The following is a 22,814-nucleotide window of genomic DNA, read 5'->3' as shown; positions in this document are numbered from 1 at the left end:
AAGGTGACCTTCGATCCGCGCCCATTGCTCATCCGTCAGTGTCCGTCTGCTCACCGCTGGCTCCTTCCTCCAGCCTTGAACCAGAACTTCACATCAAACGGAATCCCTGAATGCAGACACGACCTAGCGACATTAACGGGCGACCGAAGTTGGGAAGAAGTTGGGAAGCGGAAAACGAGTCACGAACGACCGGAAGTAGGTCTGATCGTAATTTAGCAAAATTCGTGCCGAACGAACGATCCCCTGATCGGGACCGCCGCCTATTAAACGGCGGACGGCCCGTAGCCAGCTGTTTGAAAGCCTAGGCGTCGATGTTTTTGCGTTTTTAGAAAACACCAAGGCGATTGGATTGGCAACGGCAGATGTCGTCACCATCCTTCCGGCCGTACCGGCCCTCCTACCATTTTTGCGAGGTCACGTCATAAGGTGTCGTTATGCATATCCCGTCGTTGGACAAACGCGGTAAGCGCCTCCAATATATCTACATGGAGACGCTTATGATCTGGTTCGGCAGAACGGAAAAAGCCAAAGCGGAGATATTAAACGGCCACAGGCTTTGCCTGATCCGATCGAATGAGGACGATGTCGTCATCGATCTCAACCAGACGACGTCGATCACCTTTGTCCAAATCGGTGAGGACTCCGCCCCCGTATTCGAGGGCTGGTGGATGATCGGTACACCAGCCGGAGCCATCGTGGCGAGCGACGAATGCTTCGGCCTGGACTCGATCCTTCGCGACGGCAAAGTTCCCGCTATCGAGGGGGTCGCCGACAAGTCCATCCTCTTTCTGGCGTCACGGCCATCGGTAATGCGTGGACGCGCCGCTCGTGACGGCGTCGTGCGCTTGGATCCAACGGCCGCTACATCGCTATACGCCGAAGGAACCGTCGAAGCGGTCGGCCAGATCACCGACATGCCTGTGGTGGCCTGACATGGCTTCCAGCCCGCCGATCGGATATTCGGTTACGCCGCCCCTGCGTACCGTCGAGATCATGGTCCGCCTCGATCCGAGCGGCCCACCTGAGCGGATGCACGTTCCCGCCGCCACTGAGGCCGAAGCCTATCGCCTGCTAGGCAGCATAGCAGACGGCGTCCCCGCCGCGGTCGTCTGGGGCAGTGTGCTTGAGCCGATCCGAAGTGGTTACAAACGCCAGCTCGAACAGGTCGAACTGGAAATCCGCCGTCGCCGGGCTTTGCTTGGTAAGAATCCGACGGAATACGAGCTGCGCGGTCTGGCACAATGGGCGGCGCGGCAGCGAACAAACACCGCGCGGCTATGGCGTATTCCATTGCCTGTGACGGGCGCCGGGCTCGAGCTCCGGGATTGGCGGAAATACGGGGCTGGTGGTCGAACTTTCGACAATCTCCTCGACAGGAATGCGCGCCAGGGCAGAACCGGCATGGCGGCCTACGAGAACATGCTCGGTTCCGCGACCCGCTCCAACCCCGAATACAATGCCAAGATCGCCAGGGGCGCTAAGCTGCTGAAAGGCGGTGGCGGGGTACTGGCGGTAGCGGGCCTTGCTGTGACCGCACATGACATCTGGCAGGCTCCTGCCGATCAGCGAGGCAAGGTGTTGACCCGTCACGGCGTCGGCTTCGCCGGGGGACTCATTGGTGCAGAGGTCGCCGGCGGTCTGCTCACCATCGGCGCGGGTCTGCTGCTCGCCACGCCACCCGGCTGGCTCGTGCTGGCGGTCGGCCTGGTTGGCGGTATCGCGGGTGGCGTCATCGTTGATCGCCTCGTCTATCCGGAGGATCACGTACCGACGGCGACAGACCTCGGCAACGGGATGGCAGTAGATCCACTAAGGTTGCCGACTAAGGCGTCGTCTTCTCGCACGGGAACTACGCTGCCCGTCGTCGAACAAATCAGAATTGTAGTTCGCCGTGATGATACACCTGAGACGATTATCCAACGAGCGAGCATGCAGGCCGCAGCTTCGGTTGGTCTGGACGCCGAACGGCAGCGCGCTTTCGCTGATCGTAGCGGATCGAACTTGATATGGCGGTCGGGTGACCCGTCACCTGGTACCGACCGGACGATGCGGGGCGGCGACATTGCAGCAACTGCAGGCCAGTCGGTGATTTTTCGCCTGAGCGATAGTCAGCGATCGGAACTGGCGGCATTGGCAGGGCAGTAGACCATAGCTTGAAGCGAGCTTGCTTACGCACGAACCATAGCGAGGGTGATAAGCCTCTCCGATAAGAGGAGATTGTCTGGCCTTCACCACGTCGCGACATTCAAGACCCGCAAGTCATAGGCCATATTCTGTCGGGGTACGGATATAAACGACCGGCTGCATTTGGGCAGCGGGGAGAGGGCGTGAGTGTCCGCAACTGGATGATTGTGTTGAAAAACTCCCACAAGGCAGATTGTGGGCCTTCGCTGCGAAACCATTGGTCAACTGAAATTATAAAAGGTAGCCAAATTGCGAAAGTATGGCGGACATTGAAACAGTATTGCGCGGCATTAGCGAGGTTCAAATTCTGGCGGAGTTTTTAAACTCAATCGGGTTGTAGCCAAACTCGACGCGATCTCACAATCGATCTTGCTTTGAACGCGCTACTGGATTGCCACCTTTGATCCGCAGCATCCTCACCGCCGTGAGTATTATGGTGCACCACCCCGCTCGGCGGCGGGCACGATCCCGTCACCGAGGAGCGCGTGGAGCGCCGCGATATGGCCATTGTCCCGTGCCCCGTTGGGATCCGAGGTCATGACGACCGTCAGCTTCAGGTCCGGCACGATGAACAGCATCTGCCCGCCATACCCCCAGGCGAAACGCAATGGGTGGCCGCGGCTGGTGCCGACGAACCAGCCATAGCCATATCGCCCGCCGCTCCACGGCGACACGGTGCGCGGAGTCCAGCTTTCGTCGATCCAATGCGCGGGGATGATCTTTCGTCCGTCGATCACGCCGCCCAGACGATAAAGCTCGCCGAACCGCGCCAGGCTGCGCGGCGACATCATCATGTCGTTGCCGCCGAAATAGATGCCCTGCGGATCGCGCGACCATGGCGGGATCGCGATGCCAAGCGGAGCCGCCAGCCAGTCGCGCATCAGAACATGGGTGTCGCGACCCGACGCACGGGTCAGCATCGCCGAGAGCAGATGTGTGTTGCCGGTCGAATAGAGCATCGCGCCGCCCGGCTCGTCGACGAACGGGCGCGCCAGCGCGAAGCGGACCCAGTTGCGGCTGGACACCCAGCGCCCGTAGTTCTCGCCCGACGTCCGCTCCAGCCCCGCGCGCATCGTCAGCAGATCCTCGACGGTCAGGCGATGGAGACGCGGGTCGGGATCGGGCGGCGCATCCCTGCCGAGCACCGACAGGACACGCTGGTCGACGCCGGTCAGCACGCCCCGCGTGATCGCGATGCCGACCAGCGCGGACAGCACCGACTTGGACGCGGACTTGATGTTGACCGGCCGGTCGAGCGGTGGCCCGCCGTTGAAGCGTTGCTCCGCCAGTACCTGGCCGTCACGCAAGATCAACAGCGAGCGGAGCCGGGGCAGACGTCGAGCCTGCGCCACGGTTTCGGCAAGAATGGCGCTGTCCAGGCCACGCGTCTCGACCGGGCGGGACACTGGCGGTTGCCGGGGCGCAGGGGCAGCATCACAACTGCTGGTGAGTAGCAGCGCCAGCGCGCAGGCCATCCGCCTCACGGCGTCATCGCGGAGCGGAGGGTCCGCAGGAAAACGGCGGGTGCCTCGACCTGCGGCGAATGGCCGAGATCGTCGAGACGGATCAAGCGTGCGTTCGGGATACGCTTCACAGCCTCCTCGGCCGCTTGCGGCACGGTGCGAACACGCGAGCGCCGATCCTCCGGCGCGCTGTTTGCGCGAAAGGCGGTCAGGTCGCGCTGGCCGATGATGAGCGTGGTCGGGACCGTCAGGTGGGGCAGTTCGGCGGCGACCGGCTGGGTCTGGATCATGTCCGACAGGCGCGCCTGTGCGTCTCGCACCATGTTGCCATCGGGGCTGGCATATTGACCGGCCAGCATGGTAACCCATTGATCATAGGCTGGACGCCAAACCCCATGATAATAGTTGCGGAGTTGGTAAGCCTTGATCGACGCGGCGTTCGTCTTCGCCTCCTCCGCGCGCAGCTTGCCGAGGTCGGTATAGGGCACGCCCTCGCTTAGCGTGTCGTTGAGGCCAAGCGGGTTGACCAGCACCAGCTTCGAAATTCGCTCGGGATAGAGGAGTGCAAACCGCGTGGCGAGGATGCCGCCGGTCGAATGACCGATCAGGACGACTTTGCCGGCACCGGCCTGATCGAGAAGCGTTGCGGTCAGCGCGGCCAGGGCGTGGAAGCTGTACTGATAGCCACTCGGCTTCGACGATTTGCAGAAGCCGATCTGATCCGGCGCGATGACGCGGTAGCCCGCGGCCGCCAGCCCGCGCGCGGTGTCGCCCCAGGTAGCGGCGCAGAAATTCTTGCCATGCAGGAGGACGACCGTCGTCCCGTTGGGGGTCGCGGTCGCCGGCCAGTCGAGAAAGGCCATGCGAACGGGATGGCCTTGCGAGTTCGCTTCGAACCAGCGCACTGGCGCGGGATAGCCGAACCGCTCCAGATTGACGCCAAGCGACACGGTTTGCGCTCCAGCAGCGGTCGAGAGCATGGCCGAGCAGGCGACGGCGGCGAGAAAGCGAAGCATCTACCAGTAACACCGGTTGTCGCATTGATATCCCTACAGGCAGGAATGCCTTCCCATCCAAAGTGCTGCGCCATGCTGAACGAGCGGCGACTTTTGGTTAGCCGACGGACTGACCTGTATCAGCTCGTCGGCTGACAAAAAGACGCCCCGCCGATATAGGCGAGGCGTCCTGCAATATGAGCGTCATGGGCGTTAGGCCATGCTGCTCACGGGTGATCAATTGCTGTCGGAATCGTCGTCTTCGTGATCGATGATCAGGTACGTCGTCCCGGCGATGATGCCTGCTCCAATCACCAGAGGAACGATACCCACGCCGCCGGCACCGAGCTTGCTCTTCTTAGACGTAGCCGACCCTGCACGTGCCGACTTGGCAACCGACAGCGTGGATGCCGGGTTGGCCGGAGCGGCACTCGCGGCAACCGGGGCTGCGATGAACGCGAGACCAGCCGAAGCCATCGCTAGGTTTTTGAACAACATGGTATTCTCCCGAGGTACAACAGAACGTTGCGCCAGATGAACAATTGATATGAACGGTTGTTCACTTGGCCAGCGGCATACAACTGGCGACGCGACCCACCGCCGAACGTGGCCTGCTCGTGGACCGCATGCTGGAGTCCGTTGCCGGCTGCTTTGTGTTGTGATCGACACGACGGCATCACGACCCCACCAAATCATGACATTCGAGGACGCCAAGTTAGGCGCCAAAAGCGGTCATCACGCGGAGATGAACGAGCGGCCGAAGTTGGTCAGCGGGGAAAGAGGCATGAATGTCCACTTTTGGGTCTCTGCTGCCGGGAAGCTGCCAGAAGCTAGCCGCCGACGGCCGATCGTCCGTCCGGACGGATCGCGCACCGGGCGACGCTCGCGCCCACGCAGGATTGGTTAAGCTGGATCGGGTAACAGGTTCGTGACGAGGCATGGGAGCAGACGATTGCAGCTCGATCAAATGACAATCTACGTGTTGACGGCGTTGTTCACGATCGTCGCAGGGGTCGTCACGTTGGCATCGGGCACGCGGGAGGGCGTGGCGGGCTGGCGGAGTCTCTGGGGCGGCGGTTATGTCATGCTGGGCATCGGCATGGCGGTCTTCGACCTGCCGGCCCTCGATCGCGCCTTCCGCGTCTCCGCCGGCGCCATCCTGTCGCTGTGCGGGGCGGTGCTGGTGACGCAGGGCGTGCGGCTTCTAGCCGGGTGCAATCCCCATTGGCCGCGGCTGGTTGCGGCGCTGCTGGCCGTCTCACTGGTACCCCTGCTGTCGCATGACCCCGCACATCGCCTGCAGCGCATCGCCTATATCGATTATACGATGATGATCGCGGACATCTGGGCCGCGGTGACGGCCTTGCGTCTGGCCCGGCAGGAACGCCTTCGCACCGCCTGGATGCTCGGCGGCACCTTCGTCTTGACCGCCGCGATCGGCTTCGGCCGCGGCAGCCTGTCGGCGGCGGTCGCGCTCGGCATGAATTCGCATTTCGATTTCATCAACAATATCTGGATGGCGATGGCGCTGGCCGCCTGCTGGCCGATGCGCGGCAACCTGCCGACGCTGGTCGCGGCCGAGCGGGCCGAGCGCGCGCTGCTGCGCCTCGCCACCGAGGATGCGCTGACGGGCGCGCTGAACCGCACCGGCCTCGATCGGCTGCGGGCGCGGATGACGGGGCGCGGCGGGCTGATCATGATCGACCTCGATCATTTCAAGGCGCTCAATGATCGGATGGGCCATGCCGAAGGTGATCGCACGCTCCAGCTAGTGGCCGCGGCGGTGCGCGAGGTGGGCGGTCCGGGCTCGCGCTTCGCCCGGCTGGGCGGCGACGAATTCCTGCTCGTCCTGCCGGGCCGCTCGCTGGCCCTCACGGCGCAGACCGCGGACCGGGTGCGTGCGGCGGTCGAGGAAGCGGTGCTGACCCACCGGCGGAGCGACTCGGGCCGGTCCGGCGATCTGCCGCCCGTCACCGCCAGCATCGGCGTCGCCAGCGGCAATGTCGCGGGCGAGGGCTTCGACCGCCTGCTCGCCGAGGCGGACGAGGCGCTGTATCGATCCAAGCGCGCCGGCCGCAATCAAGTCAGCCTCGTGCGGGACGCCGCCTAGCATCGCAGGTTGGGGATTCCCCGCATACGGACCCAGCGAAAGCCGGGGATCGCCTTGCCGTTCTTGTCGGACGTCGTCGCCGCCGGCCTGAAGCATGCCCCGAACACGTCGCTGCGCGGATCAAGCGTGTCGGTGCCGTGGAGGATCAGCCGATCGAAACGACCGCGCTCATCGGCGCCGGACTCTGCGGTGACCATCGCGCTCCATTTTGCGTTGTGGAACCGCTCGCCCGCCGCCCATGCCGACGGCACAGTCACCAGTAGCGATCTGAAGCGCGCCATGGAAGCTGCAGCGGCCGCGACCTGCGCTCGCTCTTTATGCGCTGGATATATGGTGAGCCGCCGCTGCCGCCTGACTCATGAATAAGCGTCCGCTTTGCATAAACGTCGAGAAGCAGCTGAATGACCGTTTTTGGGTCTTTTTTACACTGCCCCGACAAACACCCAGCGAGGCCGCGTAATCTACGTCTTACGTGTCGCCGTCGCAACTGCCGTACTTCCAGAACGTGCCTTCGTCAGACGAGATTGCCGCCACGACGCACCGTGGCGAAGACGATCCTGCGGCCTCATCCTGACCGGCAGATGCGGCTCAATATGCGCGGTGAACGGCGTCAGCAGCGTCAGCGCATCAAACTTCAATTGCAGGTCTGCTTGGTCGTCATAGGTGCTGGCGGTTTCGGTCTCGCCTTCGTGGCCGAAGATGTCGCAGCGCACGCTATCGCTTACGCGGCCCTTCAGCGCGGTGGTGGCAAGGCCGCGGTAGCTGTGGACGTCCTTGTCCTTCCACGCCCCGCCGATCCGGCGACGCCAGTCGGTGCCCTCGGGGAACGCCCAACGCTGCAGCTTGCTGAAGATCGTCTTGTAAAAGGTGCTCGCGAAGCTGGACGAGTCGGCCGACCCCATTTCGGGGAAGAGCATCGTGCAGCCAGCGCGCCGCAATTCACCGATATAGTCGATGAAGCCGAGCCGGATCAGTTCGGGATGAATCGGCAGCTTGCGGATCGACTGGACGTTCTTGAGCGGGCGATCCTCGGTATAGTCGATGACGAAATAGGGGATCGACTCCTGCTCGTGAACCTCGGCCAGCCCCAAGCCAGCGAGTTCGGAGCTGCGGCCGCCATACAGGGGCAGCATGAGCGGCAACCAGTACCAGGCGTCATGGATGATCTGGGTTCCGGGCGTCAGGCGATGATCGATACCCTTCGTGCCCGCCCAGATCGGCGCGGACAGTAGACACGCGACTTCGGCCTTCGTCCAGTTGGCGCGCTTGTCGCGCTTGCGCTTGCGCTTGCGCTTGCGCTTGCGCTTGCGGTCCTTTCGCGGGCCTTTGCCCGCGCCCTTCCGAGCCGTCTTGAACAGAAGCGGGATCGCAGGGCGATGCCCTGTTTCATCGCCATCCTCGCCCGCGGCATGGTCGAGGACCGACGTCACCCACGTCAGATGCTTGTTGATGGTCACTTGGCCGAGGCCGACTTCGGACGCGGGCAGGGTCGCGGCACGGGCAAGGCTGGCCTCGAAGCCGCCGGCGCGCTCCTCGCGGGTTCGGCCCCAGCGGTTCGGCAGGGTGGCACATAGCTTGGTGAAGGCGCGGACGTGGAATTGCTGGAGGTCTTCGATCATGATGCCGGTGCCGCAGGCATAATCGAACAGGCGGATCGCTGTCCGCACCTGCTTGACCGTGTCGGCGTCCCAGTCGCCGGCCTTCTGGTGCTCGGCGATCGCTTCCTCGCTGGCTTCAATCAGATCCTTCTTCGGACGGATCGGTAGCGGCGGCGTCGGTTCGTCTTCCGCGGCCGGGGCAGGCGTGACGACCTCGGGCGCCGCAGTGGGCCCGGATTGTTCGAAAGCGAAGGGGGTTTCGTCGCCGAGTGCCTCGTCGATCCAAGCTTCGCCCTCGTCCTCCTGCCAGGAAAGCCGAGCTGTCGCCTCGCGGCACGCCGCCGCCTTGGCCTTGCAGATCAAGCGTCGAACCCGCCCGACATTCTCCGCCGTGACGGGAAAGTCGAAGGCCGCGCTATAGGCTGCCAGCTGTTCACCGGAGACGGCGCCGCCGTTCTGAAGATCGAAGACGATGTTCGCGACTGTCTTGGCCTGCGCGGGGCTCCAGCCGTTCGCAACGAGGCGCTGATGCTCGTCGAGCGTCCAGCGCGCCTCGACGCCGCTGCGGGCGAGAAACTCCCACGCCTCGGCGTGAAGCGAATTGGCGGTGGCGTGATCGCCCGGGTCCGCCAGGCTGCCGGTCTGATCCTGTTCGATCCGCTGCAACTGCCAGCGCAGGGCGTCGCCGAACACCTGCTTCATCTGCTCGCGGCTCATGCCGGTGAGCTGACCATAGGCCATGCGCAAACCCTCGACTGCGACGCTCAGTCGGTCAGACATAAGGCGGGCGCGGTAAAAATTCCCGGTCCGTAACGAAATCGAGAGCGGCAGCGGCCGGCCCGCCACCATGATTTTCCGCCGCCAATGATAGCTGCCGCCGCGCAGTTTCAGGTTCGGCAATCCCACGCCTCAGCCCCCAATGGGTACAACGAGGGGTACAACGGTTCCCGATCGCCGGGTTGGCGACGTGAAATCAATGACTTAGTGTGAGTTGGTCGGGGAGACAGGATTCCCGACCTAATTTCATCTCAAGCTAAGTGCTTGATTTCACGTCATCGCTCAACCCGTCTGTTGGCGGGTTGCACAGCGATGGGTACAACGATGGGTACAAAACGGCAAGCCGGTTCCGGCCGTTCGGCATCGACCGCCCGTCGCAAGCGAGAGCCAAGCCGTCTGGGGAGGCTGGCGCTTCCGGGACGATTGTCGGAGAAAATCTAGGCCCCCGTTTCCCTCCCGCCGGAGTCAAGATGCCCCAGCGATTGAGCCTGACCGCGCTACTGGTCGATGACTATGACGACGCCATCGCCTTCTATGTGGGTTCACTCGGCTTCGAACTGCGCGAGAATACGGCGGTCGCCGCGGCCAAGCGCTGGGTCGTGGTGGCGCCGCCGGGGGCTGCGAGCGGCCTGCTGCTGGCGCGTGCCGTCGATGACCGCCAGCGTCGCGCGATCGGCGATCAGGCAGGCGGCAGGGTCTTCCTGTTTCTGGAGACCGACGACTTCGCCCGTGACTATGAGGGCTATATCGATCGTGGTGTTCGCTTCACCGAACCGCCGCGACACGAGCCTTATGGCACGGTGGCGGTGTTCGAAGATCCCTATGGCAACCGCTGGGATCTGATCCAGCCGGTCCGTGAAGGTGGTCCGGCGTGACCGTGCGCGAGAGCGGGTCCGTCGTCGACCTCTACCAGCGCCATGGCGCCGCATGGGCCGCGCTGCGGACTACCAGATTGGTTGAAGCCAAATGGCTGGATCGCTTCTGCGCCCTGCTGCCCGCTGGCGGGGCGATCCTCGATATCGGCTGTGGTTCCGGATTGCCGATCGCGCGGGACCTCGCGCGCCGCGGGTTCGGCGTGACCGGGGTGGATGCGGCGGAAACGATGCTGGCGCTGTTTCGCGAGAACTTCCCGGACATGACCGCCTATCGCCGCGACATGCGCGAGCTTGCACTGGGCCGACGGTTCGCCGGGTTGCTCGCCTGGGACAGTTTTTTCCATCTGTCGCCAGACGAGCAGCGCGGCATGTTTCCGCGCTTCGCGGCGCATGCCAATCCAGATGCAGCGCTGATGTTCACCAGTGGCAATGCGGAAGGCGCTGCGATCGGCGCGCTGGAGGGTGAGCCGCTCTATCACGGCAGCCTTGATCCGAAGGAGTATCGCAAGCTGCTGGACGCGAACGGCTTCGATGTCGTCGCGCATGTGGTGGAGGATCCGGATTGCGGAAATCGCACCGTCTGGCTGGCGCGCCAGCGTCCCACCGGAAGGGGCTGAGCCAGCCCATGGGCGGAGCCGGATGCGGATCTGCCACGAACCCCCTTCGCGAGCGTCGCCCCGTCGAGGCGTGGCGACAATGTCTTCGACCGATGCTCGTCCAGCGAACTTAAAGCGGAATACCGCTCACCCTATTACGATGAAGCGGTATCCCGAACCGCAGGAAGATGGTGGCGAATTCGCTCGAGGGGTGACGGCCGTAACTTAAGCGGGGCAGGCGTCGGCACGCGGCCGGCGTTGGAACGCCAGCAGCATCGCAAGCGCGGCGGCGGCCATGCCGGCACCGGCAAGCGACACCGCCGGCAGGCCGAGCCCCGCACCGATCACCCCGCCGCCGAGCGCCGCACCGATCGCGTTGCCGAGATTGAACGCACCGATGTTCATCGCCGAGGCAAGGTTGGGCGCGTCGGCTGCCGCCTCCATCACCCGCATCTGCAAGGGCGGCACGATGGCGAAGCTGGCGATGCCCCAGATCAGGATCGTGGCGGCAACGGGCCACGGCCAGTGCATGACGCCCGCGAACACGATCAGCGCCACGGCGAGGACGGTGAAGCTGGCGACCAGCGTCCGCCCGATCGACCGGTCTGCCAGCCGTCCGCCGAGCGTGTTTCCGATCGTCAGCCCGATGCCGTAGAGCACCAGCATCGCTGTCACGAACGCCGTCGAAGCGTGGGTTTCCTCGCGCAGGATCGGGACGATGTAGGTGAAGACGGTGAACATCGCACTGGCGCCCACCACGGTCAGCGCCAGCGCCGCCAGCACCGGTCCGCGGGTCAGCACGCGCAGTTCGGCCGCGATATCGCCATCGGTCGACGCCGGTAACGAGGGCAGGGCAACGCGTAGCGCCAGCATCGCCACCGCACCGACGCCGGCGATCCCGGCAAAGGCGGTGCGCCAACCGAGCGCCTCGCCGGCCCAGGTAGCAAGGGGCACTCCGCCGATCGTTGCCACCGTCAGCCCGGTGAACATCGCGGCGACCGCACCCGCGCGCCGGTCGGGCGGCACGAGGCTGGCGGCGACCACCGAGCCGACGCCAAAGAAGGCACCGTGGTTGAACGAGGTGACGACCCGCGCGACCATCAGGGTCCAATAGCCGTCCGCGAGCGCGGACAGCGCGTTGCCGAGCGTGAAGATGGCCATCAGCCCGACCAGCAGCGTCCGCCGGTTCACGCGGCCAGTCGTCAGCGTCATCAGCGGCGCGCCGATCAGCACGCCCATCGCATAGGCACTGACCAGCAGCCCCGCCGCAGGGATCGAGACGCCGAGATCGGACGCGATGCCCGGCAACATGCCCATCGGCGCGAACTCGGTCACGCCGATGCCGAACGCACCCATGGCGAGCGCGAGAAGAGGGGGATTGAGCTTCATGGAATTAATCCCTGTCGTCAGACGAGCGGCGGGTTCAGGCGGGCAAAGCCCTCCTGCTGGACGTAGGGCGTGTGCGGATAGGGCGGCAGCACGGCGCTTGCCGCATCCAGCGCGGTCATCTGCTCTGCCGTGAGCGACCAGCCGACCGCGCCAAGATTGTCGCGTAGCTGCGCTTCGTTGCGCGCGCCGATGATGACCGAGGCGACGGTCGGCCGCCGCAACAGCCAGTTAATCGCGATCTGTGGCACGCTTTTACCCGTCTCGACCGCAACCGCCTCCAGCGCATCGATCACGCGGTAGAGATGCTCTGCCTCGACCGGTGGGGCGAACTGTTCGGTATCGTGCAGGCGGCTGCCCGCGGGGATCGGGCGGTTACGTCCGATCCGTCCCGTAAGGCGGCCCCAGCCGAGCGGGCTCCAGACCAGCGCGCCGATGCCCTGGTCGCGGCCGAGCGGCATCAGGTCCGTTTCATAGGCGCGGCCGATCAGCGAGTAATAGACCTGATGCGCGACGAGGCGGGGCCAGCCATGGCGGTCGGCGAGGCCCTGCGCCTTCATCAATTGCCAGCCGGGATAGTTGGAGACGCCGGCATAGCGGACCTTGCCCGCCGCGATCAGCCCGTCGAGCGTGCCCATCAGTTCCTCGGCCGGCGTCGAGGCATCGAAGGCGTGGAGCTGAAGCAGGTCGATATGATCGGTGCCGAGCCGGCGCAGCGACGCCTCCACCGCGCCGATCAGCCGCGCGCGTGAGACGCCCCAATCCTGCGGCCCGTCGCCGAGCGGCAGGCCGGTCTTGGTCGAGAGGATTACCGCGTCGCGTTGACCCTTGATCGCCGCGCCCAGCACCTCCTCCGACGCGCCATTGGAATAGACGTCGGCGGTGTCGAACAGCGTGACACCTGCATCGAGGCAGATGTCGACCAGCCGCCGCGCCTCCGTTGCGTCGCTCTGCCCCCATGCACTGAACAGCGGTCCGGTGCCGCCGAACGTGCCGGTGCCGAAGGACAGCGCGGGCACCCGCAGTCCCGATGCGCCCAGTTGTCGATATTCCATCTGCCACCCTTCCATGCTTTCCCTCAGGCGCATAAATGGCGGGAACGCCGCCGGGCCATAACCCGGCGGAGAGGCGAAGGAGCTGTGCGTTGGATGCAAAGCTGACCGGCGAAACCGATCGTGCCCGCTCGCTCGCGCTGTTCGCCGCAGTGGTGGAGCAGGGCAGCTTCTCCGCGGCTGGTCGGATGGTCGGCCTGACGGCATCGGCGGTCGCGCGCGCGATCGATCGGATCGAGGCGCGTCTCGGGGTGCGGCTGTTGCTGCGTTCGACCCGTATGCTGACACTGACCGCCGAGGGGCAGGCCTATCTCCAGGCCGCGCGGCGGATCCTGGCCGACCTCGACGATGCCGAGCAGCAGATCGCCGATCAGGGGGCGCCGCGCGGCCGGCTGCGGATCAGTGCGGCGCTGTCGCACGGCCGGCTGTGTGTCGTGCCGCTGCTCAAGGACTTCGCCCACCTCTATCCGCACATCCTGATCGACATCGCGCTGACCGACGCGCTGGTCGACGTCGCTGGTGGGCAGGCCGACGTGGCGATCCGCTTCGGCCCGCTGTCGGACAGCAGCCTGACCGCGCGCAAGCTGGGCGAGAGCCGGCGGGTGATCGTCGCAGCACCGGACTATCTCGCGCTCCGTGGGACGCCGGTGGTGCCGGAGGATCTGCACGGGCATAACTGCCTGAACTTCGACTTCCGCCGGGTCGAACCGAGCTGGCCGTTCCGCCGCGACGGTCGAGATATGTCGTTGTCGGTGAGGGGCAATATCGAGGCGAACAACGGCGAGACGCTCGGGCAACTCGCTGCGGCGGGCGTCGGCATCACCCGTGTCGGCCGGTTCAGCGTGGTGGATGCGATCGCCGAGGGACGGCTGGTGCCGTTGCTGGAGAAGTATAATCCCGGCGACGTGGAGCTGATCCATGCGGTGTTCGTGGGCGGCGCGACCGTGCCCGCGCGCGTCAGGGCGTTCGTGGATTTCCTCGCCGAACGACTGGCGCATTGACGGCGCAGCGTCGTCGCGCCTGTCGGGATGGAGATGCACGGCATCATCTGCTATCAGCGTGTCGTCCAGCGATTCACAGGGAAGGGGCGACGATGACCGATCAGATCACGCTCCTCCGTGGGGTTCAACGCATTGGCGGCCTGCTCCGCCGCTGACCTGCGCGGCTTTCGATAAGAGCCGTTTCCTATATCGCTGACGCAAGGACCGCGCCCTATGGTGCGGTAATCTCTCCATGACCGATGACGACGAAGACCTGTTTCCGCGCGCCTCCGTATTGCGCAAGGTATTGTCCTTCACCTTCCGCCTGTGGCGCCGGACGCCGCTGCTCGCCGCCGCCTGTCTCGCGGCGATGCTGCTGTCGACACTGACCGAGGTGTTCGTGCCGCTCTATGCGGGCCGGATGATCGATGCCGTCGGTGGCGGCGATGCCGGTGCGGCATGGCTGGCATTCGGTGCCATCGCTTTGCTGGGTGTGGCCATGGTGGTGTTCCGCCATCTCGGCTGGTGGGCGATCACGCCTTTGACGCTCGGCATGATGCGCGACGTGACGCAGGAGGCGTTCGCGCGGGTCCAGCGGCTGTCGACCGACTGGCATGCCAACGCCTTCTCCGGATCGACCGTGCGGCGGATCACGCGCGGCATGTGGGCGCTCGATACGCTCAACGACGTGCTGCTGCTCTCGCTGCTGCCGTCGCTGACGGTGCTGGTGGGGACGGTGGTTCTGCTCGCCGCGCACTGGCCGTTGCTCGGATTGGTAATGGGGGTGGGTGCGCTCGCCTATATCGGGCTGACGGTCGGGCTGGCGACGCGGGTGCTGGCACCGATCGCGCGGCTGTCGAACCAGTGGGACACGAAGATGGGCGGCGTGCTGGCCGATGCGATCGGCACGAACGCGGTGGTAAAGGCCTTCGGCGGTGAGGCGCAGGAAGAAGCGCTGCTCGCGCGGACCGTCGCCAAATGGCACCGGCGCACGCGCCGGACCTGGATGGCGTTCACCTGGGCCGGCTCCGGCCAGCTCGCGCTGCTGTGGCTCATCCGCATCGTGGCCACGGGGGCGGCGCTGTGGCTATGGTCACGCGGGCAGGCGAGCGCGGGGGACATGGCCTATGTCGTCACCAGCTATCTGGTGCTGAACGGCTATCTCCGCGACATCGGCCAGTATGTCCATCAGCTCCAGCGGTCGGTGAACGAGATGGAGGAACTGGTCGCGCTTCACGAAGAGCCGCTGGGTGTCGCCGATCGCGCCGATGCGCGTCCGATCGTAATCGAGGCGGGCGCGATCCGGTTCGGGGACGTGACCCTCCGCTATGCCGGACAGGACCGGCCGCTCTACGAGCATCTGACCGTCACCATTCCCGCCGGGCAGCGCGTCGGGCTGGTGGGGCCATCGGGTTCCGGTAAGACCAGCTTCGTGAAGCTGATCCAGCGACTCTACGACGTCGATGCCGGCCGGGTGACGATCGACGGGCAGGACGTGGCATTGGCGACGCAAGCGTCGCTGCGCCGGCAGGTCGCGATCGTGCCGCAGGAGCCGGTACTATTCCACCGCACGCTGGCCGAGAATATCGGCTATGGTCGTCCCGAAGCGAGCCAGGCGGAAATCGAGCAGGCCGCCCGGCTCGCCAATGCGCATGATTTCATCGCGGCGTTGCCGAAGGGTTATCGCACGCTGGTCGGCGAGCGAGGCGTGAAGTTGTCGGGCGGCGAGCGCCAGCGCGTGGCGATCGCGCGGGCCTTTCTCGCCGACGCGCCGATCCTGATCCTGGACGAGGCGACCTCCAGCCTTGATTCCGTATCCGAGGCCGCGATCCAGCAGGCGATGGAGCGGCTGATGGTCGGCCGCACCGCGATCGTCATCGCGCACCGGCTGTCGACCGTTCGTGCGCTCGACCGCATCCTCGTGTTCGCGGCGGGGCGGATCGTCGAGGATGGATCGCATGATGATCTGCTGGTGGTCGATGACGGCCACTATCGCCGCCTGTTCGAGCGGCAGACAGGGGCGGCGACGCCGGAAATCGCCTGACCTTCATCCGCTCCACGGCAGTCATGAGGGAGTAACAAGGAAAGGAGCAGCTCCGGCCTACGCCTGCGCTGTCGAAGGAGGAAAGGAGGTAGCAGGATGGGTGGTGTATGACACCACGATCTGCTATCGCAGACCTGCTCCGCGCCGGGGCTTGTCGCAGGGGAGGGGGCAGTGAGCCAGGACGAAGGTGCTCGACCGCGTCGTCAGGAACGTGGCAAGCGCGCGCCACGGGTCGATACCGGCGATCGCATCGTCTTCCGGGTCAATGCCGAGGAGCGGCAGCGTCTGGTCAGCGAGGCGGGCGAACTGGGCATCTCCGCCTATGTTCGCGCGCGACTGTTCGGCGGGGGCGTGCGCAATCGCGATGCGCTGCGCAAGATCGCCGCGCTGCATGTGGCGGGCCGCCGCATTCAGCAGCTTGCCGAAAAGCCGGGTGTCAATGAGTTCGTGATCGCCGATACGCTCGGCGACGTGTGCGCCGCGATCCGTGGGCTCGTCGACGAACTGGACGACGTGGTAGGTGACGACGAGAAGGCGCCCGCCCCGTGATCGTGAAACATATCCCGGCACGGCCTGCCGGACGCAATGCGACGGTCGAACGGGCGAGACATGCCCGCAACCTCGTCGACTATCTCCGGCAGCCAGAGAAGCAGGGCGCGGAGAAGGATTACCAGGTCGCCTATATGCTGAGCGAGAAGCTCGGCGACACGAAAGGCGAGCGCCTCTTCCATATCGGTGCGCGCAACTTCGTCAGCACCGACATCGACGGGCAACGCGCCGAAATGATCGCCGTGGCTCAGGCGGCCAGTCGCAGTCCAAACCCGATCGATCACTGGCTGCTCAGCTGGCGCGAAGGCGAATTGCCGACGCCGGCGGAGATCGACGAGACGGTCGCCATGTTCGTCGAGCATCTTGGCGTCGATGGCCAGCCCTGCATCTATGCCTGCCATGGCGACACCGACAATCGCCACGTCCATCTCGCGCTCAACCGCTATGACCCGCTGTCACGGCGGATGATCGAGATCAACGACGGCTTTACCCGCGAGGCGGCGCATCAGGCGGTCGCCCTGATCGTCGATCGGTTCGGCTGGCAGGCGGAAGCCGATGCCCGCTATGCGGTCGTGGACGGCAGGCCAGTCATGGCCGCCGGTGCCGCGGCACGGCAGTCGGAAGGGCGCAAGCCGATCGGCGCGAAGGCGGCGGCGTATGAGAACCGGACCGGCTATCGCTCGGCGCAACGGATCGTGCAGGAGGAGGCGGTGCCGCGCATCAAGGCCGCGCGGTCATGGCGCGACCTGCATGCTGCGCTGGCGGAGGTCGGTATCCGCTACGACCTCGTTGGCACCAATGGCGTGACGCTGACGGTCGGCGACGAGCGGGTGAAGGCGTCGAGCGTGGATCGGGCCATCACCCGGACGCAGGTCGAGAAACGGCTCGGTGCGTTCGAGCCACGTGAGGCGGCGATCAACGACGTGCCTCGTGACCCGAATGGTGATCGGCTGGCCGAAGCGTTCCGTGCAGACGAATATCGCGCCGAATGCGAACGCTGGCGCCGGCACCAGCAGGCTCGTCGTGAGCAGCGCGCAGCTTTGGTCCGTGAAAGTCTGGATGAGAAGAAACAGGTGCGTCCTGCGGCGCGGGAGCGTCGGGCAAGGCTGATGCCACCGCCGCCCGATCTGGAAAGCTGGTATTATGATCGCCGCGAAGTCACCTTCGTTTCGCGCTGGCGAAATCGCCTGCGGGTGACGGAGCTGCCGCACTTCAGCGGCGCCGCCATCCGCACGACACATCTACCCAGCGAGATCGATGGCTATCACGGCTATCCGTGTTCGGACGGCGTGCGCTACGCGCGAGGGCCGGAAGATCCGACCGCGTTCGTCGATCGCGGCACGAGGATCGGTGTCGTCATTCAGGATGACCAGGCGATGCTGGCGGCCTTACGGTTGGCGGCGCTGAAGTTTGACGGCAAGGTGTCCGTCAACGGCGACGAGCAGTTCCGCGAGCGCACCTTTCAGCTCGCCCAGCGGAACGGGCTGGGTCATGTCCTGACAAATCCCGATCTGGCTGCTCGGTGGCAGGCCATGCAGCCCAAGTCACCATCTCGGGTGGTCCCGATATCGCCGGCCATCACCGAGCCGGATGTGCGAAGGAGGGAGGGGGAACTGGCCAAAGGCAAGATTGCCGACAGACCCAAAGTTGCGACGAAAAACCAGATGGACCCCGTCGTCACTGCGCCGCCTGCCAAACCAGCGCTACGGCCGGCAGCGCCGAATGGATCGGGACGCACGATCGGTTCAGATTCCGCCCCGCCGCCCAAACCTGCTGGCGACCGGCCCGATGTTCGGGAGGCTGTTCGTGCTCGCGAGGCTGAAATTCTAAAACGGTCATGGGCTCACGCCTTTACGAAATTGGAGGAGATAGAACGCCTGCCGGTGCGCGACGAGGCTGGACGGTGGACGATCGACACCGATGGTCTGTCGCTGCCCGAGCGACGCGCGCTGTCCAATCCGGACCGTGAGGCGGAGACGCAACAGCGGCTCGCCGAGATAGCTGCCGACCGCGCCAAGCGCGAGCGTGGAACGGCGCAGCATGGCGAAATCGGTAGGTTGGCTACGCCAAAACCTTCGCCGATCGCACCGTCCGGCAAGGCTGCTGGTTCGCAAGCCGACCGACAGCAACGGCGCATTCCGCCAATACTGAGCAGGGGACCAGATGATGTGACCGGCACCCCGCCCGGCGGCGGGAGAACCGGGCCCGGACGCTGAGAGGAAGGGTAAGCCTGTCGGCTGCACCATGATGGTGAAAAACTGACCCCGGCGACGCGTGAACAGCCCCGCGCCGCTTGAAGACGGAAATACCCTGATGAAGACCAAGAAGACGGCTGTGACGACGACGTGGCAGAGCCCGGCGCAAGTGATGGACACCCTGTTCGATGTCCGCGAACCCGGCTGTGACGGTGTCGGTTTCGCGCTGCTGCGTCCCCGCGCCAAGCAGAAGGCGAACAGCGTCGCGGCGCTGATCGGCGCAAAGCTGTCGCCGATCAAACCGGCGGGCAGCACGCCGACGACAGCGTGCGGCATGCCGGTGACCGCGCGCGATCACCGGGTCGTGCTGGCGCGCGGCGTCGCCGACACCGCGCTCACCCGGCTGCTCGACGATTACGACGCGGCGGTGCGCCCGCACCAGCGGCTGCTGGCGGCGGTCATCACCGTGCGCGGTGACGAGGACATGCCCGCGCACGACCTGCTCGACATGGCAGCAACCTATGCCACCATCCATCTGGCGCGGGGTCGCCGGCTGACCAGCGTGGTCGCGCTGCATACGCCCGGCGACGAGCTGAGCAGGGCCTTGCCCCACGCGCATATCTGCATCCTCGCCCGCCAGCATGCCCCAAGCGGCTGGCTGGCCGAGCATGAAGATCTGACCGACACCGCACACGGCCTATGGGCGGAAGAGTGGGCAGCGTTTCGCGCCGGCTGGGAGCGGATCGCGGCGGCGGCATGACCGCATCGACGGGGCGGCTGGCGCCGCCCCGTCTGCCATGCCTGTGTGATAGTGGCGTCAGAACGACGATTTGGCCGGCGCCCCGCCGCTGGCTGCGCGCTGCAGCTGTGCCTGCCATACGCGTTCGGTGTCACCGCCCTCCATCAAGATGAGCTTGGCCTTGTGGTAGACGTCTTCCTGCGCATGCAGCGCCGGCTTGGCGGCTCCGTACGCCGACCGGCACGGCTCCCCGGCGCTGCACCAGGTCAGATCGAGGGGAAGCTGCGGTGAAGCGGCGCGCGTCGGTGCGCCATAGCGCTGCGTCAGCTGTGCCCGGAGCTGCGCACCCGTGCGGCCCGCCATCGGTGCCTCGTATTTGACGACCTTGACCTCGGCGCCCGCCGGCACCGGCCGGAACTCGACGCTCAACCCCTCGTCGCCTTTCTTCGCCTGAATGGTGGCGAGGCCGGTGCGCGGCAGGTCGAACGAGGAGGCGCCGCGCTGCTGGCGCTTCTGCTCCTCGACGGCGGTCGCCCAGTCATAGCCGGGGAAGGTCTCGACCTTCCAGCCGTCGCGGGTGAGTGCGGTCTGCACCTCGGTCGCCGGCATGCCGATCCGCACGCCCGCGATCGCCAGCGGCTTCGCGGCGACCCTGGTCTGCGCGGCGGCATCCTGTTCGGCGACGGAGGCCGACCCGCAGGCGGCGAGCAACACCAGGGCGGCGGTGGCGGTGATTCTGGTCATCATGATAGGTCCTTAGGCGTGGGACGTGCGTCGCCGTTCGCCGGGAGGCATCCCGGCGTGGCAGGTCCGATGTCGGTGGTGGTCTACTGGTCGGCGGCGACCCGCGTGGGCGGCGAGCGAGCCCGGAAGGCGCGGATCACCGCAACACCAGCGTGGCGAAGCCGGCGGTGTCGTGAACACCGGCAACGTGGCCGGCATTGACGGCGTGCGCGATGCCGAGGCGCAGGGACCGGCCCTGGCCGAAGGCCGTTGACCAGCCGAGTTCGACATCGAGTTCGCGGGCGGTCGGCATCAGGTCGATGCTCGCGGTGCGGGTGGTAAGCGCGCCGCTCATCAGGTCGTAGGCAACCGGTGCCTGCACGGTGGCACGGGCGCGTTCCAGCCGCAGGGGTGACGAGAGTCCTAACGTCGCGGTGCCACCAGCCAGCCGTCGGGCGGCGTCAAACGCAAAGGCGCTGCCGACGAGCGGACCGGTGAAGCGCAGCAAATCGGAGCCGCCCTCTACCCTGGTCGTCGCGGCGGTGGCGCGGGCGGAAAGCAGCAGACCGGCGATGCCTCGGCTGGCCGTCAGCGTGGCGAGCGTCGTCCTGCCACCGGACAGTGCAAAGCCGCTGGCGCCGCGCAGGCCAAGCACTTGACCCTGTTCGGCAAGGTCCGACAGCTCGACACTGATGCCTACCGGTGTCGTCAGCGACACGGTGCGCAGCGCGGCACGACCATCGCGCGCGGTGCCGGATGCGAAGCCGGCGGACCAGCCGCTGCTTACCCAAGCGAAGGACTGGCCGACCGGCGTCGCGACCACGCCGCGCAGTGCCGAGCCGCTGAACCCTGTGCCTTGGCCTACCGTGACATTGGTAGCGAGCGTCACCGACTGACCCGGCGCGGGCGAGAAGGCGATGGAGGCAGGGCGGTTCGACCGGGTGCCCTGCCACGGTCCGGTCGTGGCGGAGGTGAAGCCGAGCCGCATGTCGGTCGGCGTCGGCGTCAGCCAGGGTGGGTCGACCGGCGCCAGCATCGCGCTGGCGAGCAGGCCCGAGCTGCGGCGGCGCGGCGCGGCGGAGCCGGTCATCCGGTAGTCGCGGCCATAGCGGTCGAGCACCGTCATGGCGGCGGTGGTGGGGGCGAGCGCACCGCCATTGCCGAACGGTCCAGACAGCGTCAGCGACGAATAGCGCGCCAGCACCGTGTCGGCGGCGGCAAAGGCGCTGGCGGGCGCCTGCGCCTTCATCGCCTGCTGGATGTCGAGCAGCCCGGCGCCGTAGATCTGGTCGACGCCCCGGTCGCCGAGGTCGGTGGCGGTATCGAGCAGGATGCGCGCGATCGCCTTGCCGCCGAGCTGCGGCCAGTATTGCTTGAGCAGCGCCGCGGCGCCCGCGATCGCCGGCGCGGCAAAGCTGTTGCCCGTCGTCGTCACGAAGCTGCCGTCCTTGCCGACGACCTGCACGTTCGTGGCGACTACCGCCAGCGTGCGGTCGGCGAGATCGCCGGGGCGGCCGTTGCCGGCGGGCGCGCGTAGCGCCCCATCGACGCGGATGCCGAACAGGAACCAGTCCCGGTGCTCGAGAGTGTCGCCGACGAGGTTGCGCGCGATGCTGCCGGCCGCGGCGCTGTCGTCGTTGATATCGTTGGAGACGGACTCGACCAGCAGCCGGTCGGCGCGGGCGACCTGATCCATCGCCGCCCTCTGTTCGGCGGCGGCCTGGCCGCTCGATACGCCGTTGAGGCTGAGCGACAGGACGAAGGCGCCCTTGTCGACGGCGTAGCGGATCGCGGGCGCGATGTTCATGGCGTTGGCGGCGCTGCTCTCCTTGATAACCGAGGTCGCGGTGACGCCCTCGAGATCGGGACCGCTGATCTTCAGCGCCAGCAGCGTGGCGTCTAGAGCGATGCCGTGCATGCCGTTGCCGTTCCTCGCCGCCAGCGCGACCGAGGCGGTCTCGGTGCCGTGCCCCTGCAGATCGTCGAGCGTGAAGGTCACCGTCTCGGGCGCGCAGGTCGGGCAGCGCGCGATCCTGTTCTCGAACGCCTTGCTGTCGGGCGAGATGCGGCCGGTAAACTCGGGACCGTTCACCGCGATGCCGGTGTCGATGACGGCGATGGTCACGCCTTTGCCGGTGACGCCTCTGTCATAGGCAGAGGCGGCCCTGGCGCCGACCACGGCGGCCGACGCCTTGTGTTCTGCGCCATCGGCAGCTGTCGGCGGCGGGGTGGGTGTAGGCGTAGGCGGTGGTGCCGGGGTTGGTGCGGGCGTCGGCGCGGGGGTAGCCACCGGCGGCGCGTTCGTGCCGGGCGTGCTGACGCCGCCGCCACCGCCGCCACATGCGGCAAGCAGCAATGCGCCCGAGACGACCGATCCTGTATGAAGCGCCGCGCGCCATCGCCGGCGATATCCCACAACCATGCACACCCCCCGTGTTCGGCGGTGCAGGCTTCTCCAGCCGGCGGCACCGCCCCATGAAACGAGGCGGTGCCGGCCCGTGAGCCGGAAGTTGATAACTCGCTCTTAGACGAGCGCGAACGCCTTTAG

At 66.1% G+C, this 22,814-nt stretch carries 19 protein-coding genes; 10 read left to right on the top strand and 9 right to left on the bottom strand.

Going from position 1 to position 22,814, the window contains the following annotated elements; genetic code table 11:
• The first annotated feature begins 497 nt into the window (after window positions 1-497).
• On the top strand, window positions 498-932 hold the full coding sequence (locus ABD719_RS18305; RefSeq protein WP_344694807.1) for a hypothetical protein: 435 nt from the start codon (window positions 498-500) through the stop codon (window positions 930-932).
• 1 nt (window position 933) lies between these two features.
• The gene (locus tag ABD719_RS18300; protein WP_344694806.1) at window positions 934-2,145 is read left to right on the top strand and encodes a hypothetical protein; all 1,212 of its coding nucleotides are present in this window, start codon (window positions 934-936) and stop codon (window positions 2,143-2,145) included.
• A 470-nt stretch (window positions 2,146-2,615) separates the two neighbouring features.
• Here the strand turns inward: ABD719_RS18300 and ABD719_RS18295 are convergent, their stop codons facing one another.
• From ABD719_RS18295 to ABD719_RS18285, 3 genes are all read right to left on the bottom strand, one after another.
• Complete coding sequence (locus tag ABD719_RS18295) at window positions 2,616-3,590, bottom strand: serine hydrolase domain-containing protein (protein WP_344694805.1); 975 nt, start codon at window positions 3,588-3,590, stop codon at window positions 2,616-2,618.
• Window positions 3,591-3,664: 74 nt separating this feature from the next.
• Complete coding sequence (locus ABD719_RS18290; RefSeq protein ID WP_344694804.1) at window positions 3,665-4,663, bottom strand: alpha/beta fold hydrolase; 999 nt, start codon at window positions 4,661-4,663, stop codon at window positions 3,665-3,667.
• 216 nt (window positions 4,664-4,879) lie between these two features.
• Window positions 4,880-5,140 (bottom strand): hypothetical protein, encoded by a 261-nt coding sequence (locus tag ABD719_RS18285; protein WP_344694803.1) that lies wholly within the window; start codon window positions 5,138-5,140, stop codon window positions 4,880-4,882.
• 481 nt (window positions 5,141-5,621) lie between these two features.
• On the opposite strand from ABD719_RS18285, the gene ABD719_RS18280 reads away from it, so the two are divergent.
• Window positions 5,622-6,752 (top strand): GGDEF domain-containing protein, encoded by a 1,131-nt coding sequence (locus ABD719_RS18280; protein ID WP_344694802.1) that lies wholly within the window; start codon window positions 5,622-5,624, stop codon window positions 6,750-6,752.
• Here ABD719_RS18280 and ABD719_RS18275 read toward each other — a convergent pair.
• Window positions 6,749-7,033 carry a hypothetical protein gene (locus ABD719_RS18275; RefSeq protein WP_344694800.1) on the bottom strand — a complete coding sequence of 95 codons (285 nt, stop codon included), beginning with the start codon at window positions 7,031-7,033 and terminating at the stop codon, window positions 6,749-6,751. The two genes, ABD719_RS18280 and ABD719_RS18275, sit on opposite strands and share 4 nt — an antisense overlap.
• Window positions 7,034-7,213: 180 nt before the next feature.
• On the bottom strand, window positions 7,214-9,256 hold the full coding sequence (locus tag ABD719_RS18270) for a hypothetical protein (RefSeq protein ID WP_344694799.1): 2,043 nt from the start codon (window positions 9,254-9,256) through the stop codon (window positions 7,214-7,216).
• A gap of 341 nt (window positions 9,257-9,597) precedes the next feature.
• Here ABD719_RS18270 and ABD719_RS18265 point away from each other — a divergent pair, with 341 nt between their 5' ends.
• Together ABD719_RS18265 and ABD719_RS18260 are read left to right on the top strand one after the other, a co-directional pair.
• Window positions 9,598-10,002, top strand: a complete 405-nt coding sequence (locus tag ABD719_RS18265; protein WP_344694798.1) for a VOC family protein — start codon at window positions 9,598-9,600, stop codon at window positions 10,000-10,002.
• On the top strand, window positions 9,999-10,619 hold the full coding sequence (locus tag ABD719_RS18260; protein ID WP_344694796.1) for a class I SAM-dependent methyltransferase: 621 nt from the start codon (window positions 9,999-10,001) through the stop codon (window positions 10,617-10,619). The genes ABD719_RS18265 and ABD719_RS18260 overlap by 4 nt, the downstream gene beginning before the upstream one ends.
• 204 nt (window positions 10,620-10,823) lie before the next feature.
• On the opposite strand, the gene ABD719_RS18255 is transcribed toward ABD719_RS18260, so the two are convergent.
• Together ABD719_RS18255 and ABD719_RS18250 are read right to left on the bottom strand one after the other, a co-directional pair.
• Window positions 10,824-11,987: an MFS transporter gene (locus ABD719_RS18255; protein WP_344694794.1), complete on the bottom strand. Its 1,164-nt coding sequence runs from the start codon at window positions 11,985-11,987 to the stop codon at window positions 10,824-10,826.
• A 17-nt stretch (window positions 11,988-12,004) separates the two neighbouring features.
• Window positions 12,005-13,039, bottom strand: a complete 1,035-nt coding sequence (locus ABD719_RS18250; protein ID WP_344694793.1) for an aldo/keto reductase — start codon at window positions 13,037-13,039, stop codon at window positions 12,005-12,007.
• Between the two features lie 89 nt (window positions 13,040-13,128).
• Between ABD719_RS18250 and ABD719_RS18245 the strand changes: the two genes are divergently transcribed.
• From ABD719_RS18245 to ABD719_RS18225, 5 genes are all read left to right on the top strand, one after another.
• Window positions 13,129-14,037 (top strand): LysR family transcriptional regulator, encoded by a 909-nt coding sequence (locus ABD719_RS18245; RefSeq protein WP_344694792.1) that lies wholly within the window; start codon window positions 13,129-13,131, stop codon window positions 14,035-14,037.
• Window positions 14,038-14,269: 232 nt separating this feature from the next.
• A complete protein-coding gene (locus tag ABD719_RS18240) occupies window positions 14,270-16,060 on the top strand; it encodes an ABC transporter ATP-binding protein (RefSeq protein ID WP_344694790.1) in 1,791 nt (596 codons plus the stop codon).
• A 171-nt stretch (window positions 16,061-16,231) separates the two neighbouring features.
• The gene (locus ABD719_RS18235; protein ID WP_344694789.1) at window positions 16,232-16,609 is read left to right on the top strand and encodes a hypothetical protein; all 378 of its coding nucleotides are present in this window, start codon (window positions 16,232-16,234) and stop codon (window positions 16,607-16,609) included.
• A complete protein-coding gene (locus tag ABD719_RS18230; RefSeq protein WP_344694787.1) occupies window positions 16,606-18,825 on the top strand; it encodes a relaxase/mobilization nuclease domain-containing protein in 2,220 nt (739 codons plus the stop codon). Before ABD719_RS18235 ends, ABD719_RS18230 begins: the two co-directional genes overlap by 4 nt.
• Window positions 18,826-18,922: 97 nt before the next feature.
• Window positions 18,923-19,564 carry a hypothetical protein gene (locus tag ABD719_RS18225; RefSeq protein WP_344694785.1) on the top strand — a complete coding sequence of 214 codons (642 nt, stop codon included), beginning with the start codon at window positions 18,923-18,925 and terminating at the stop codon, window positions 19,562-19,564.
• A gap of 57 nt (window positions 19,565-19,621) precedes the next feature.
• On the opposite strand, the gene ABD719_RS18220 is transcribed toward ABD719_RS18225, so the two are convergent.
• Window positions 19,622-20,290 carry a hypothetical protein gene (locus ABD719_RS18220; protein WP_344694784.1) on the bottom strand — a complete coding sequence of 223 codons (669 nt, stop codon included), beginning with the start codon at window positions 20,288-20,290 and terminating at the stop codon, window positions 19,622-19,624.
• 133 nt (window positions 20,291-20,423) lie between these two features.
• Complete coding sequence (locus tag ABD719_RS18215) at window positions 20,424-22,688, bottom strand: S8 family serine peptidase (RefSeq protein WP_344694783.1); 2,265 nt, start codon at window positions 22,686-22,688, stop codon at window positions 20,424-20,426.
• Between the last annotated feature and the right edge of the window lie 126 nt (window positions 22,689-22,814).

Origin of the sequence: Sphingomonas cynarae (assembly GCF_039537815.1) — a bacterium.
Classification (GTDB): Bacteria; Pseudomonadota; Alphaproteobacteria; order Sphingomonadales; family Sphingomonadaceae; genus Sphingomonas; species Sphingomonas cynarae.
The sequence above is the reverse complement of the archived record's forward strand: the minus strand, read 5'-3'. Positions and strand labels throughout refer to the sequence as shown.